Origin of the sequence: Flavobacterium sp. N502536 (genome assembly GCF_025947345.1) — a bacterium.
Classification (GTDB): Bacteria; Bacteroidota; Bacteroidia; order Flavobacteriales; family Flavobacteriaceae; genus Flavobacterium.
This window is the reverse complement of record NZ_CP110011.1, coordinates 3,809,324-3,826,937: the sequence shown is the minus strand read 5'-3', so window position 1 is coordinate 3,826,937 and position 17,614 is coordinate 3,809,324. Positions and strand designations below refer to the sequence as shown.

The following is a 17,614-nucleotide window of genomic DNA, read 5'->3' as shown; positions in this document are numbered from 1 at the left end:
ATACTTATTAAGTTTAATTTATTAGATGATTAATACAGCTGCTTATCTCATTATAGACAACCAACCTTTTTTAACCGTTCCGTCTCCAATCGCTATTACGTAGAAATAAGTACCTGTTGGCAACATATCTCCTCTATTAATAACTCCGGAAACATTGGCGGTTCCGTCCCAATCATTTTCATAATGTTGTTTACTATATACTAATGAACCGTATCTGTTATACACTTTCAACTCATTGTTTGGATAAGTTTCGATACAATCTATTCTGAAAAGATCATTAGCTCCATCATTATTTGGCGTAAACTCATTGTAAACGGTCAAACAAATTGGATCGACAGAAACTGAAGCCGAATTGTTCGATGCATCTACATCTAACGGAGTCGATGTCTCAACAGTTGCAACACTTAAGTATTTACCACTCGGTAACACTTCTGCTACAATGGTAAGTACTACACTTTGACCTGCATTCAATGTTGGAATTGTCCAAAGTTGTGTCGTCAAATTGAAGGTTCCTGCAGTTGTAGATGCGCTTACTAAATCGTATCCACTAGGCAATAAATCACTTACGATTGTATTTATAAAATTACCCTGACCCACATTATTAACGGTTACTGTAAAGGTAATCTGGTCACCAAAATTAGGTGTCGAATTACTTACTGTATTGGTTATCGTTAAGTCAGAACAAGTTGCTACAACTACATTTAATGATTTCGTAGTTCTCTCGTCACAAGTATTAATGTACTCGACCACCACTCTTCCAGGTCCGATATCAGACCATGAAATCGTTACTGAGCCATCATTAACTCCTCCTCCGGAAGTAATTGTTCCGTTAGTAACCGACCATACATAGTTTGATTTTCCATTGGCAATTGAATAGGTTACTCCCTGGAATACACATGGTGTATCATCTGTACTGGTAATAGGCACCAGAGCATCATTATCAAAAGCAACGGTTACACCTAATCTGGCCGCTTTATCGCAACCATTTGTAACATTATTAAGTGTTCCTGCATAATAGGTTGTAGCTGTTAAAGGTGTATTTGCTGGCAGAGGTGTTCCTCCTGTTGCTGAAGCATACCATACTACATTTGGCTCATTAACTACGATATTCTGAATGGTTGGATTTGATGACAAACAGAATACTTGCGTCGTTCTTGGCGTAGTAACAGTTCCCGGTGTATTTACATTCACAGTAACCAGTAATCTTACCGGATTCTCACAACCTGAACCGCTTGCAATAACTCCATAATAATTACCGCTCACTAAAGCTGTTGTAGATGGAATTGGTGTTCCTCCTGTTGCAGTACTGTACCAGATTACATTTGGTTCGTTTACCTGAATGTCTGAAACTTTTGCTGCACTTACAGAACAGAAATTCTGAACTGCTGAAGTGGTAGTTGGCGTAGGCATCGGATTCACAATAGTAACCGAAACCTGCAAACGAGTAGCACTTTTACAACCGGTTGCCGGATCTGTAATTTCTCCATAATAAGTACCGCTGGTTAAAGCTGTAGTTAACGGAATTGCTGTTCCGCCAGTTGCACTGCTAAACCATGCTACATTGCTTTCGTTTACCTGAATACTCGCAAAGGTTGGAGCACTCGTTGAACAAAAGTTCTGAGAAGAAGCCGTTGTGGTAGGATTATTTGAAGTTCCTACAGTCACCGTAACTTTTAGTCGGATACTGCTTTCACAACCGGATGCCGGATCTTTTATCACTGCATAATAATCTCCATTTACCAATGCTGTAGTTGCTGCAACGGCAGTACCTCCTGTTGCGGATGTATACCACACGATGTTGCTTCCGTTTACCTGAATATCGGCCACTGTTGGGTTATTTCCTGAACAGAATACCTGAGTAGCAGCTGTTGTTGTTGGTGTAGCCGGATCAGTAACATTGATGGTTACCGCTAATCTGGTTGCACTTTCACATCCTGCTACAGGATCTTTTATTACTGCATAATACGTACCGCTGGTTAAAGCTGTAGTTGATGGAATAACGGTTCCTCCAGTTAAAGCAGTGTACCAAACAATATTGCTTTGATTCGTTTGAATGCTTGCAAAAGTTGGTGCATTTACCGCACAGAAGTTTTGTGTTCCTGCTGTTACTAAGGTCGGTGTACCCGGATCACTAACATTGATGGTTACTGCCAATCTCACTTTGCTTTCGCATCCTGATACAGGATCTTTTATAGCTGCATAATAAGTGCCACTGGTTAAAACTGTAGTGGATGGAATAAGCGTTCCTCCTGTCAATGCAGTGTACCAAACAATATTGCTTTGATTCGTTTGAATGCTTGCAAAAGTTGGTGCATTTACCGCGCAGAAATTTTGTGTTCCTGTTGTTACCAAAGTTGGTGTACCCGGATCAATAACATTAATGGTTACCGCTAATCTGGTAGCACTTTCACATCCTGTTACAGGATCTTTGATGACTGCATAGTAAGTACCACTGGTTAAAGCTGTAGTCGAAGGAATCACGGTTCCTCCTGTTAAAGCAGTGTACCAAACGATATTCGCTTGATTGAACTGAACACTTGCAAAAGTTGGTGCATCTACCGCACAGAAGTTTTGTGTATCTTCTGTTACCAAAGTTGGTGTACCCGGATCGGTTACACTGATGGTTACCGCTAATCTTACTGCACTCTCACATCCTGATACAGGATCTTTTATCACAGCATAATAAGTACCACTAGTTAAAGCTGTAGTTGATGGAATCACGGTTCCTCCTGTTAAAGCAGTGTACCAAACGATATTAGCTTCGTTGAACTGAACACTTGCAAAAGTTGGCGCATTGACCAAACAGAAATTTTGTGTACCTGCTGTTACTAGGGTTGGTGTACCCGGATCAGCAACATTGATGGTTACTGCTAATCTTACTGCGCTCTCACAAGTCGTAGTTGGATCTTTGATTACTGCATAATATGTACCGCTGGTTAAAGCCGTAGTAGATGGAATCACGGTTCCTCCTGTCAATGCAGTGTACCAAACAATATTAGCCTGGTTGAACTGAACACTTGCAAAAGTTGGCGCATTTACCAAACAGAAGTTTTGTGTACCCGCTGTTACTAAAGTTGGTGTACCCGGATCGGTTACACTGATATTGATCGCCAATCTCGCTGTACTTTCACATCCTGACACAGGATCTTTTTCTGCAGCATAGTAGGTTCCGGTTGTTAAAGCTGTTGTAGAAGGAATCACTGTTCCTCCTGTCAAAGCAGTGTACCAAACAATGTTAGCGGCAACGGACGGACTAACGTCGATCGACGCAAAAGTTGGTGCGTTTACCAAACAGAAGTTCTGAGTCGTATTCGTAATTATTGGTGCTTCCGGATCGGTCACAGTGATGTTCACTGCTAGTCTTACCGCACTCTCACAATTCGTAATTGGATCTTTAATTGCAGCATAATATGTTCCGGTGGACAAAGCTGTTGTAGATGGAATTAAAATTCCTCCTGTCAAAGCAGTGTACCAAACAATATTCGCAGCCACAGCAGGACTAACATCGATCGACGCAAAAGTTGGTGCATTGATCAGACAGAAGCTCTGAGTCGTATTCGTAATTACAGGTGTACCCGGATCGGTTACACTGATAGTTACCGCCAATCTTACTGCACTTTCACAAGTCGTAGTTGGATCTTTGATTACTGCATAATAAGTTCCGCTGGTTAAAGCTGTAGTAGATGGAATAACGGTTCCACCAGTTAAAGCAGTGTACCAAACAATATTGGCTTCGTTAAACTGAACACTTGCAAAAGTTGGTGCATTGACCAAACAGAAGTTTTGTGTTCCGGCTGTTACCAAGGTTGGTGTACCCGGATCGGTTACGCTGATAGTCACCGCCAATCTTACTGCGCTTTCACAAGTCGTAGTTGGATCTTTGATTACAGCATAATAAGTTCCGCTGGTTAAAGCTGTAGTAGATGGAATAACGGTTCCACCAGTTAAAGCGGTGTACCAGACGATATTGGCTTCGTTGAACTGAACACTTGCAAAAGTTGGCGCGTTTACCAAACAGAAGTTTTGTGTTCCGGCTGTTACCAAAGTTGGTGTACCCGGATCGGTTACGCTAATGGTTACCGCCAATCTTACTGCGCTCTCACAAGTTGTAGTCGGATCTTTGATTACCGCGTAATATGTACCGCTGGTTAAAGCTGTAGTAGATGGAATCACAGTTCCACCAGTTAAAGCAGTGTACCAAACGATATTGGCTTCATTAAACTGAACACTTGCAAATGTTGGTGCATTGACCAAACAGAAGTTTTGTGTTCCCGCTGTTACCAAAGTTGGTGTACCCGGATCGGTTACGCTGATGGTTACCGCCAATCTTACTGCGCTCTCACAAGTCGTAGTTGGATCTTTGATTACAGCATAATAAGTACCGCTGGTTAAAGCTGTAGTAGATGGAATCACTGTTCCACCAGTTAAAGCTGTGTACCAAACGATATTGGCTTCATTAAATTGAACACTTGCAAAGGTTGGTGCATTGACCAAACAGAAGTTTTGCGTTCCTGCTGTTACCAAGGTTGGTGTACCTGGGTCGGTTACGCTGATGGTTACCGCCAATCTAACTGCACTTTCACAAGTCGTAGTTGGATCTTTGATTACAGCATAGTATGTACCACTGGTTAAAGCCGTAGTTGATGGAATAACTGTTCCTCCAGTTAAAGCAGTGTACCAAACGATATTGGCTTCATTAAACTGAACACTTGCAAATGTTGGTGCATTGACCAAACAGAAGTTTTGTGTTCCCGCTGTTACCAAAGTTGGTGTACCCGGATCGGTTACGCTGATGGTTACCGCCAATCTTACTGCGCTCTCACAAGTCGTAGTTGGATCTTTGATTACAGCATAATAAGTACCGCTGGTTAAAGCTGTAGTAGATGGAATCACTGTTCCACCAGTTAAAGCTGTGTACCAAACGATATTGGCTTCATTAAATTGAACACTTGCAAAGGTTGGTGCATTGACCAAACAGAAGTTTTGCGTTCCTGCTGTTACCAAGGTTGGTGTACCTGGGTCGGTTACGCTGATGGTTACCGCCAATCTAACTGCGCTCTCGCAAGTCGTAGTTGGATCTTTGATCACCGCGTAGTATGTACCGCTGGTTAAAGCTGTAGTAGATGGAATAACTGTTCCTCCAGTTAAAGCGGTGTACCAAACAATATTAGCTTCATTAAACTGAACACTTGCAAAAGTTGGTGCATTTACCAAACAGAAGTTTTGTGTACCCGCTGTTACCAAGGTTGGTGTACCCGGATCGGTTACGCTGATGGTTACCGCCAATCTCACTGCGCTCTCACAAGTCGTAGTTGGATCTTTGATTACCGCATAGTATGTACCGCTGGTTAAAGCTGTAGTAGATGGAATAACGGTTCCTCCAGTTAAAGCAGTGTACCAAACGATATTAGCTTCGTTGAACTGAACACTAGCAAAAGTTGGTGCATTAACCAAACAGAAGTTTTGCGTGCCCGCTGTTACCAAGGTTGGTGTACCCGGATCGGTTACGCTGATGGTTACAGCCAATCTTACTGCGCTCTCACAAGTCGTAGTTGGATCTTTGATTACTGCGTAGTATGTACCGCTGGTTAAAGCTGTAGTAGATGGAATAACGGTTCCACCAGTTAAAGCAGTGTACCAAACAATATTGGCTTCGTTGAACTGAACACTTGCAAATGTTGGTGCATTTACCAAACAGAAGTTTTGTGTTCCGGCTGTTACCAAGGTTGGTGTACCAGGGTCGGTTACGCTGATGGTTACCGCCAATCTTACCGCGCTTTCACAAGTTGTAGTTGGATCTTTGATTACCGCATAATAGGTTCCGCTGGTTAAAGCTGTAGTAGATGGAATAACGGTTCCACCAGTTAAAGCGGTATACCAAACGATATTAGCTTCGTTGAACTGAACACTAGCAAAAGTTGGTGCATTAACCAAACAGAAGTTTTGCGTGCCCGCTGTTACCAAGGTTGGTGTACCCGGATCGGTTACGCTGATGGTTACAGCCAATCTTACTGCGCTTTCACAAGTCGTAGTTGGATCTTTGATTACTGCGTAGTATGTACCGCTGGTTAAAGCTGTAGTAGATGGAATAACGGTTCCACCAGTTAAAGCAGTATACCAAACAATATTGGCTTCGTTAAACTGAACACTTGCAAAAGTTGGCGCATCGACCAAACAGAAATTTTGTGTGCCCGCTGTTACCAAGGTTGGTGTACCCGGATCGGTTACGCTGATGGTTACCGCCAATCTCACTGCGCTCTCACAAGTCGTAGTTGGATCTTTGATTACTGCATAATAAGTTCCATTGGTTAAAGCTGTGGTTGATGGAATAACTGTTCCACCAGTTAAAGCGTTATACCAAACGATATTAGCTTCGTTAAACTGAACACTTGCAAAAGTTGGCGCGTTTACCAAACAGAAGTTTTGTGTTCCGGCTGTTACCAAGGTTGGTGTACCCGGATCGCTAACGGTTACGGCTGTTACTGATCGCACTGAGCTTTCACAGCCATTCAGGTCTCTGATGGCACCATAATAAGACCTAGTAGTCAGAGCTGTTGTTGGATCTAATGCAGTTCCTCCTGTTGCTGCAAGGTACCAAACCACGTTGGCCTGATCGGCCTGAAGATTGGCAACTGTAGGTGCATCAACCAAACAGAAACTTTGATTAGCCGGTGTAGACGTTGGTGTCGCCGGATCATTAATAAGAACCGTCACCAATCTCAACTCTCCATTTTTATTCTGACAGGTAAAATCACTTGAAACGGCAACATAATAAGACATTGGGCTCATCGCCGGTGTCAAACCTGTAGCTGTTAAAGCTCCCGTACTACTAAGCGTATAATCCACTCCTCCAATTGTTCCGGTAAAAATAGGTTGCGTTTTATTAGCATCTAAATACCAGGCAAAAACAGGGTTCGTCAGCATACTTGATGGTGTTAAAGTAACTGGCGTATCATGACAAATAGAGGCATTATTTATTGAAATATCGCTTACCAGAGAACTTGGTAAAATCGTAAAGGTTACTTGTTTTCTGTCTGCAGGAGCAGTTTCACACAATTCATCTGAACTTACCCCAACATAATAGGTATAGGTTCCCGGAACTAAACCGGTCACGATCAATTTTGAGGTTACTTGTCCAGGGATTAACTGGCTTGTTGTACCATCAAAGCTATACCAGTGGTATACCGGATTTGTAAGTACTGGTGTAGCACTTAAAACCGCATCTAAGGTTACCGTACCAGTTTCTGAACAAATAATAGTAGCTGATCCTCCGTTTATAGTTACGTTTGTTATCGTTGCTGCAGGAACAGTAGCTCTTACAACCACAGTTACTTCTCCTCTTTCTAAAGCAGGACAACCGTAACGAATAGGCTGAATGTAATATTTATAGGTTCCTGCTGCCAATGTAGCCGGAAGCGTATAAGTCTGACCACTGGCTACAAGATTTCCTCCTGTAGGCGAATCGTACCATTCATAATCCGCACAAGGTTTGGGCGGGACGACGAGTGTAATAGCGGTGCCGGGGCAGACCGTGACTTTATTATCAGGGTCACTTCCTATCACTTTTGTATTGGTTACACGATCAATAGAATGTACTCTAAGCTGATCTAAAACACTGGCAACACCGCCAAGTGTGATCACCACTTTATCATAAGGTTGTGTTTGAGGTGCCACAATAGTCATCGCCATTGTATCTCCTGAAAGCAGTTTTAAAGTCAACAAACTGCTTGTATTTTCAATTGGAGCACCAACCGGAATGTTTCCGGAATAAAGCTGAATTGAAAATCCGGTAAGTAAATTAAGATTTAAAACTACTCCGGGTTTTGAGATTACAATTCTTAAACTATCCCCAACCATAGAAGGAGTTCTAAACGTTGTAGTAAGTTCGGCAGCAGCCAATAATCCTACTGCATTAAACATAGTGGCATAGGTGGCAATATCTTTGTCGGCTATATTCCATGGGTTTGAAACTCCCACTGTAGCGGTTAATGCTCCTATTCCCAAATCTCTTACACCAGAGAAAACATCTTCGATATCTCCCTGTCCGCAAGTGATCTGAGTTACTTGTTTTTTGTAATAAGCGTCATATACACTAATGTTTTGTGCTACGCTTAAAATGGATCCCAATTGTACACGGATACCATCATAATCCTGAAGTCCGGCAGTATTAGACGGAACAAAAGTAAATTCGAATGAATTTTCTCCAGGTAATAAGTTTAATAAAGATCCAGTTATGGGTTGTAAAGTTCCAATATCGATCGGATTATTAGATCCGTCACGTTTAGTACCCACTACTGAGATGTTTTGGGCCACAGCAATTAAACTGTTTTCTAAACCAATTTTTACCGTTACTGGTGTTCCTTTGACAATGGTTGTTGGCCATTGCAGATTTTGCCAGGTTGTTCCAATACCCAAAAGTCCTAAACCGGTTGTAATGGTAGAGTGTGTACTTGGATCACCGTCAACAGCTAATGGTCCATTGCTCACGTTTCCTGTAATAATGGAATCTGACGATTGTGTAGTAGCATAAACTCTTTCTAATAAAGGATCGCAGGTAGCAGGATCAATTACACTAATCGTAATCGTCTGACTTGTGGTACAGGTTCCGTTACTGGCAACTACTGTATAACTAAAAACACCTACTGTGTTTAAAGGTCCTGTATTATTTGAAGGTACTACATTTCCTTGCTGATCGTACCAGGTAATTGTTCCGTTTGAAGTTGCTGCTAAAGCTACAGAAGTACCTTTAGGAACCACTACTGAACTCGTTACTCCTGTTAAGGTTGGCAACGGATTAATGGTAACTGCTACCGGTTCTTTAGCAGATGGACAATCACTACCATTCGCCTGAGCCTGAATAAAATAATTACCGTTTGCTGTAATATTTGAAGCGGCCTGATCTGTTATTGGATTGTTTAACGAATCATAAAAAGTATAAGTCGTGGTTGCATCAAAACCAACAATAGCATCTTTTAAATTCACTTTAGCACAACCTGCCAAAGTTGGTGTTACTGTCAAAGCCGAACCTGTTGGGAAGTTTACGACCACTGCTTTTAAGTTTCCGTTTGCATTCTCACAGATACCATTATTAAACACAGATACATAATAGGTATGAGGAGAATTTAACGCAGTAAGTCCGGTAATCGTTAGAGCACCAGTTCCGGAATCTTTAACATAGGTAACTCCGGATATCGTTCCGGTTGCCTCCTGTGTTTTATTTCCATCTAAATAATATTTAAAAGTTGCTCCCGCTAAAGCTGATGTCGGAGTCAAAACAATACCTCCTGAACAAGAAGCGGTCAAAGGAGTTGTGATGTTAATATCTGTAGCTGTCGGTAAAGGCAATACAGTCACCGTAACGGGCTGACGAACGGTATTAATACAAGTTCCTCCACGCGTTGCTTCCAGATAAAAGGTTGTTGTAGTGGTCAATGCAGCAGTTGGATTAACCGCTACTATATTTCCTCCGGTTGGAGCATCGTACCATTCAAATGTATCTCCACCAGCTGCAGTTGCTGATAAGGAAGCAGTTTGTCCGGCACAAATTGGTGCGGCTGCTCCTGTTACTACAGCATTTGCAAATCTATAAGAAGCTTCGTAAATCTCCAGACTTGATAAAAGAGTTGCCAATCCGCTTAATCGAACACGCACACTGGTAAAAGTACCCGCTGCTGCAAAACTTGCTTTGAAACGATTTCCGGATAAGATCTGAACATTCAAAAGATTATTAATGGTACTAAAATCACCGTTAGGTACTCCTGAATTAAAACTTTGCAGGCTAACATTAGAAAGAGCACTAATATCAAGAAGTCCAACAGGAATTCCCAATTCCACATCGATAATATCACCAGTCTGACCTGTTGTTGGAAAGGTTAAATCTTGTTGAATATGATCGGTTACTAAACCAAGAGGGATTGTAAGAGTCGCTGCTGTAGCAGAATTTCCATCTACAGAATTTCCGTCTCCACTAGAGCTACAGGTCAAACAATTTGTGGTTCCTCCTTTAGTAGTTACTTGCGAATTAGCCAACAAACAGCTATTTACTCCGCTAATTACCGTAACAAGGATCGCGGTTCTTGTACTGCTTGTACAATCGGTAGCCAGATCTACTGACTCTACATAAAATGTTTTACTTAGCGTTAAAGCCGGACTAGGGGTATAACTATTTACATTAGTTGCCAAGAGAGTTCCCCCTGTTGGTGCATCATACCAATTGTGATTGATACCCGGGCTACTCACGACTGCCAATGTTGCATCCTGACCTGATTGAACAATCACATGTGAAGATACTGCAACTGGTGCCGAAGGTCGTGGATTAACCGTAACGGTAACCGGTGTACGGCCTGAACTTATACAAGTTCCGATTGAAGCTTCGACATAATAGGTAGTCGTAGTGGTTAAATTTGGTGTCGCAAAAACGGTACCCGTAAACACTAAATTTCCACCCGTACTCGCGTCGTACCATTTGTACACAGTTCCCACAACCGGTGAATCAACACTTATTGAAGTTGTAGCTCCCCCGCATAAATTGGCAGGACTGGCCGATACCGGTGTCGGAGCGATCGGATTATTTACCGTAACCACAACCGGGTTTCTTTCACTATTGACACAGCCATTGCGGGTCACTTCTACATAGTACGTAGTGTTTACCGTTAAAGCCGGCGTAGTATAAGCCGCGGTGCTAGCCAATAAAGTTCCTCCTGTTAAAGCATCATACCATTTAACACTTTCACCAACTACGATGTCTGCTGTTAAAGTAGTGGTCTGTCCGCCACAAATTGTAGTGCTTCCGGTAAAGGATGGCGCTTTATAACGATGTGTAGCCTGATAAATATCCAAAGTCGTTAGCGCACTTACCAAGCCGCCTAATCTAATTTCGATACGATCAAAATTGGCTGCAGCAGTAAAAGTGGCTCTGAACTTATTTCCGGATAATAACTGCAAAGAAACCAATGCGTTATTAATGAAGTTTCTGTCGTTGTTAAAAGTTGCTCCATTATAAGTTGCAAGACTAACTACTCCTAACAAATTAAGATCTGCAATTCCTCCTGGCAATGCAAGATCAACATCAATAATATCTCCCGCTTTTCCCGGATTATTAAATTGTAATGTTTGCTGAATCCAGCCGTTCACTAAACCTATCGGTAGTGTTAGAGAAGAAAAAGTAGCACTGTTTCCGTCAACAGAATTGTTCTGAGCGCTTGACGAACAAAGCAAACACAAACCATTCTGAGTGGTTTGCTGGCTATTGGCTTCTAAACAACCTCCTAAAGCAGCAGGTATAACCGTTACCGTCACCGGTACTCTGGTTGCACTAACGCAGCCTCCCGCACTGTTTCGGGACTCCACATAATACGTTTTAGAAGCTACTAATACCGGAGTTGTAAAAGTATTGGAGTCTCCTAATAATCGAACGCCTCCTGTAGCTACATCATACCAATCTAAAGTTACACCAGGTTCTGAAGTAGAAGCACTAAGTGTTGCATTCTGACCCGAAACTATAGTTACGCTTTGTGTTAAAATAGTGGCAACTCCCGGAACAGGAGTTGAAGTAACCGTAACCGGAGTTCGTGTTGCTGTTTTACAGACACCTATGGATGCCTCGACATAAAAATTCGTAGTTCCCGTTGGAACAGTTGGTGTATAAGTACTCCCGGTACTTAATGCCGAACCACCCGTTGCGGCACTAAACCAGGAATAAGTTGTTCCAGGTACCGGATTTATAACGGATAGTGTTGTTGCTTGTGTTGCTCCCGAAGAACAAATTGAGGTACCAACCGAACTAATGGTTGGCAATACCGGATCCAGAACGTTAACTGTAACCGGAAATCTTTGATCTCCTTCACAACCGGCGCTTCGTGATACACCTATATAATAAGTAGTACTTGTTGTTAAAGCCGGTGTTGTAAAAGTATTTACATTTGAAAGTGCTGTGGTAGAGGTTGGAGAACTGTACCAAGCCAATGTCGTACCCACAGCTGGTGTTGCAGAAAGTGCAATCGACTGTCCTACACAAACAGATTGTGTTGCTCCTCCGGCAATGGTAGGTTGTGCAAACTGTAATCGCACATCGTAAATTCGCACATTAGTCAGAACACTAAGCAGTCCGCCTATTTCTACTTTAACCTGATCTGCATCAGCTGTCAGGGTGTATTTTACAGTAGCTGTAGTAGCGCCGCTTATGGCGTTTACATTCAGCAATGGACTGTTTAAAGCCAATGCCGTACTGCTTGTACCCGCCACAGAGTTACTGGGCTGGATAGTGGTGTTGGCTACCAAACCAACATCCAATAAATCTGCATTTGATCCGTAAACGATCACAATCTGGTCACCGGCTTTTGCCATCTGACCAAATTTCACCGTTTCCTGAACAGAGCAGAGTACTCCCAATGCATTCGTCAATGATGCAAACGTAGTCGTACTCGCATCATAGGCTAAGGTTGGGTTTAGGACCTCTGTAGTTCCCAAACATACTCCTGCTCTACTACTCGTATGGGAGATGGGTCTACAAAAAGTCTGGGCAAAGTTTTGATTGCAAAACAGCAGTAAAAACAATAACCCCAATAATCTCCTCTTCACAAGGAGATCATAAAAAGTAAAATTTTTTTTCATAATTTGGAAGATTAGAAAATGGACAATAAAATACCTCTTGCGATAAGCAGCTATGCTTAGGCAATTTCAAAAAAACACTAATAATCAACTTGTTGAAATAAAATTTAGACTCCCAGAATACTAAGAATGTAAACAACATTTCAGTAAAAAATCATGTTGCACCGAGTATACAGAAGCATACTAAAGAACCGCTCCTATTCTTTTTCGAATAAAAGACATACCAATAAATTTGAGAAATACTGATTCTAAATCAGCATTCCGTAAAGAATGATTTGTTGTAACCAATTTTCATAAAAGAAAATATACGTTTGGAAGAACCGGGGAGTTCTACAGCATATATAGTATGATTCAATATCTATAAAAAGCTGATTAATTCTTTTTATAAACTTTGTTTCTTTTAGAACAGAACTCTAAAAATTGAATCAGTTCATTTTAAAAAACGCAGTCCGTATTTAAAAATTTTTAAACACGACAATACGCCTCATCAACAAACCCCCGATTGGGATTTGAAAATGAAAAAATAACAGAATTGGAAAATTGATGAAATAAGTTTGAAGTGGAACAAAAATTCAATTTGATGATAAATTCAATTTTATTCAAACTCTTATAAGACAAAGCTAAAATAATACGAAAACCTAATGCAAACTTGATAAAGAAAGTAGTGATCAATTCCATACGCAAACTAATTAAGTTATTATAAAAAACTTCAACTCTAGATAACGGTACAAAAACACCACTTGCTTTATTAAAAATATATTAAATCGATGTTTTTGGAAAAAAGGATCAAAAAGTTTTGTTTAACTTTTTCAATACTAAAATTAGAAAAAAGGAGCATACGAAACAAGTATAATTTTACTGTTTTTCAAATTTAGCACAAATATCAAATTTAAAAAATATGCAAATCATCGGAAAAACCTGCCTTTATAACGTAAAATGAAGCTAAAATAAAATGTTAAAAAATATTTTTATTTTTCTTTGCTCTTTAGAAAAGAATGAAAAAGACTACAAAATAACAAGGTAATCGATTGAAATTATGCAAAAACAGCATAAATGGAAAGCAAACCATAAAATTGACAAGAAAGAGCTGCTTTTTTTAAATTATTCAGAAAAAATGCGTAGAAATACGGGTAAAAAAAAACATTAAAAATTAAACAAAAGTTAAAAAATTAAAAAATAGGTAAACATTTAAATATCAAACGTTTACCTATTTCAAACCTTTAAATCTTCAAAAAGAGCAATTACGATTCAATAATCGAATTAATTTGCTTAAACAATTGTCCGTAACTTAAGAATGCTCCTTGCTGAATTAATTCAAAAATAGAAGCATTTCGATCTTCTGTAAATACTTTTTTGCCCACTTTCATTTCTATATTTTCGGTAAACATATTATCCGACAGCCATTGCAAACCCTCTTTGGTCAGAAAATCAGTTTCAGCAACCAACGCTTTTAACACTATAGACTGCACATGGGTTTCAAAACACTGAAATAAAAAGATATGATTTTTAGAAAAATGCTCCAAGAATTCTGCTCTCGACAAAACACCTTCCCAGATTAAATCTGAAAAAACATCCAGTTCCTGCTCTGCAACTTCCGGTTTATTTACTTTAAGAGCATCCCACTCTGCTTTATCAATAGCCTGCGTTGCCAAAAAGCTGGCAAATTCTGCGTGCAATTCATCAAATTGCTCTTTTGTTAATCTTGCGTATTTCATTATTTTTCTTGTGTTAAACACTCTAAAAAGAGCTTGTATAAAATTCCGGAACTTTTTTTGTATCCATAAAAAAAGCCCCCGCAAATGCGAGGGCAAATTTATGACTTTTTTTGCTTTACTAAAAAATGTATCGTATACCAAATTGCGCCTGCCATCTCGACATTAAACTGGCATCATAATTAAACGTTTTGGTCTGTGTTCCGTTAAAAGTATAGGTCGGTGTATTTCCAACAACTTTCACCCCGATAGGCTGAACGCTTGTAGGCACCTGAACCACTCCCCAGTCTGAATTTAGCAGATTTCCAAAATTCAAAACATCGATACTAAACTGAATGGTATTCTTTTTATCAGAAGCCGACGAAATCTTGAAGTTATAATCCTGCAATATCTTCAAATCACATCTTCCTCTCCACGGAGACAGGGCACCGTAACGCTCTGCATACTGCCCTCTTCGGTTTTTCATATATTTATCCTGGGCAATAAATTGGTCAAAAGCAGCTCCTTCTCCCGCTGCACTAAAATTCATTAGCGCTATTTCAGCTGTTGTAGGAATATAAATTAAATCGTTTACTGTAGACCCGTCTCCGTTAATATCTCCTCCATACGTATAATTAAAGCGTCCTCCCTGTGCGTATTCAAAAACAGCAGAAACCGTTGTTGCCCATTTGTCTTTTCCATACTTCCATTTTTTAGAACCTACCGCTATAAATCGGTGATTGTCTCCGTATTTAGAATTCGAAAGTACATCATTGTTTACATTTCCTAAGGCCGGATTAAAAGCAAAAGCATCTCCTGTAATTTCAGCTTCGATAGAGTTCACATCCTTCGATTTCAGATAATTATAAGCCACACTGGCATAAAGACCATTTTCGAAGTTTTTCTGCACTTTTAGCGTTGCATTAAATGCGCTCCCCTTATCTGAATTTGTCATTACATAAGCATTGTTTGCTCCCTTATCTGCTGCTAGGTAAATAGCTCTGTTGTCTACACCCGCCAATGTACCGGTTGGTGCTTTTAATCCCCAATTCTGAACGTGTACCGCATTGATATCTCTATTATAAGACAAATCTGCTGTTACGATATAATTGTTCTCAAATCGGTGATCAAATCCGAGGCTCGTTCTCCAAACCTGCGGCCATTTATAATCCGGGTCCATAATCTGGAAAAAGCTGTCATCGGCACCACTAACCTGATTGCCTAACCACACAAAAGGAATTCTTCCGGTAAAAACTCCCGAGCCTCCACGAAGCTGTGAAGTAGCATCGCCATTAACATCCCAGTTGAAACCAATTCTAGGCGACCATAAAATCCGGTCACTTGGTAAATCGGTAGAAATTAACTTAACAGCCTGACCCGTTTGCGGATTAAAATAATCGGTATTGTTATTTCTTTTACCCCCGCCATTATCCGTATCTATGTATTTCTGAATCAGATCGGCAGTATTAAAATACAAGGGTTTATCGATTCTTAACCCCAACGACAACTTGAAATCATCCCCGATACTGATGTCGTCCTGGGCGTAAAATGCCAATTGTCCCACATTCAATTCAGCCAGTTTCCATCCTCCATTACTTCCTACTTCAAAATTACTTTTAGTAGCAAAAACATCCTGAGCATACTTCAAATTCTGCGCGATAATACTGGTTGCAAAAGGTTTGGCTGCATCATTTAAAAAGTCCTGCGTTGTAAAATAAGGTGTGAAAAAGGTTCCGGCATATCCGTTTGGATTTCCAAAATTGTCATAACCTGCCAGATTAAAGGAGTTCGCAAACTTAAACTTCTCAAAAGAAGCCCCAAAAGTAAAGGCATGTTTGCCCACATTATAACTCAGATTGTTGGTGATCTGAATTACTTTCTGATCCAAAGTATTGTTAATAGAAAAAGGCTCATGTCCGGCAATAATATAGTTGGAGCCCGCTCCATCCTGAATATTAATGACAGGGGCCGGAACTGAAAATGGCACTCTGTAATCGTTAAAATGTGAATATCCGGCCTGCAGTTTATTGGAAACCGATTCACTGAATTTTGAATTTAATTCGACAAGGAAAGAACTCAGGTTATTGTTAATTTGATACCCCGCATTTCTAAACTGTAAAATGGAAGCATTCGGCCCTCTGAAACCCAAAGCTGTTGGGTGTGCCGGTTTGTCTTTGGAAGCATCCAGAAAATTGTAAATAACCGCCAGTTTATGATTGTCGTTTATATTCCAGTCTACCTTTATAATCCCTTTATTCGAATTAGATTCGTGTTTGAAACCCTGATAAGGTCCTGTATCGTACCCTAACTTGGCCAAAGCACTCGAAACCGCAATTAAATCAGACTCCATAACCCTTGATTCATTAATTCCGGTTACGCCGTCATTATTATTCGCCACGAAATTTGACCCTAAATCACTTCGTTTGTCAATTTCAAAGTTCCCAAAAATAAATAGCTTGTCTTTAATAATAGGAGCGCCTAAGCTAAAACCCGCCTGAGTTTGCTCTAACGTGGGCACGAATATTTTTTCTCCTTTTATCTTACTTCCCGTCAAATCCTGATTTCGGTAAAAACCATAGGCCGTACCATGAAACTCGTTTGTTCCCGATTTGGTTACCGCATTGACCGAAGCTCCGGTAAAACCCGATAAAGTAACATCATAAGGAGCTGTCGCTACCTGAATCTGCTCGATAGCATCAAGCGAAATAGGCTGTGATCCTGTCTGCCCTCCGGGTGTTGCAGCATCCAGTCCAAACGGATTATTAAATACCGCGCCGTTTAAAGAGTAGTTGTTATACTGATCGTTTCTTCCTCCAAAAGATCCCCCGCTTGCAGTGGGCTCCAAACGCGTGAAATCTTCTGCCGATCTGGAAATGGTGGGTAGAGCTGTTAACTCCCTTTTTCCAATGGTAGTTTCGGCTCCCGTTTTTCCGCTTTTAAAAACTTTATCCTTAGAAACGATTTGCACCTCTTCCAATGTCTGGCTTTCATCTTCCAAAACAACGTCCAAATTAAAAGGTTTCCCCAGATCGAGATTCAAGTCTGTATATTCGTGATTTCGAAAGCCTACAAAAGTCACTACAATTTTGTAGGGACCTCCAATTCTCATGTTCAAAATATTAAACCTTCCGTCTTCGTTGGAAACGGCTGAATATTTACTTCCTGTAGGGGTATGGATTGCTAGGATAGTAGCACCGGGCAAAAGTTCGTTGGTAGAACTCTTGATAATCCCCTTAATACTCGACGTTGTGGTTTGCCCGATAGCAGTGGTTATGGCAAACACACCTAGTAATAATGCAAAGATTTTTTTCATT

The 17,614-nt window shown here is 40.6% G+C and carries 3 protein-coding genes; all 3 read right to left on the bottom strand.

From position 1 onward, the window contains the following. Positions 1-42: 42 nt before the first annotated feature. Entirely contained in the window at positions 43-12,612 is a 12,570-nt protein-coding gene (locus OLM61_RS16125) for a gliding motility-associated C-terminal domain-containing protein (protein WP_264523634.1), read from the bottom strand. A 1,238-nt stretch (positions 12,613-13,850) separates the two neighbouring features. Then, on the bottom strand, positions 13,851-14,324 hold the full coding sequence (locus tag OLM61_RS16120) for a DUF6495 family protein (protein ID WP_264523633.1): 474 nt from the start codon (positions 14,322-14,324) through the stop codon (positions 13,851-13,853). Positions 14,325-14,442: 118 nt separating this feature from the next. Next, positions 14,443-17,613 carry a TonB-dependent receptor gene (locus tag OLM61_RS16115; protein WP_264523632.1) on the bottom strand — a complete coding sequence of 1,057 codons (3,171 nt, stop codon included), beginning with the start codon at positions 17,611-17,613 and terminating at the stop codon, positions 14,443-14,445. Position 17,614: the final 1 nt, after the last annotated feature.

What these genes read in the sequence shown, in the direction of transcription:
- OLM61_RS16125 (WP_264523634.1), bottom strand. Translation starts at nt 12,612, where the DNA reads ATGAAAAAAAATTTTACTTTTTATGATCTCCTTGTGAAGAGGAGATTA.
- OLM61_RS16120 (WP_264523633.1), bottom strand. Translation starts at nt 14,324, where the DNA reads ATGAAATACGCAAGATTAACAAAAGAGCAATTTGATGAATTGCACGCA.
- OLM61_RS16115 (WP_264523632.1), bottom strand. Translation starts at nt 17,613, where the DNA reads ATGAAAAAAATCTTTGCATTATTACTAGGTGTGTTTGCCATAACCACT.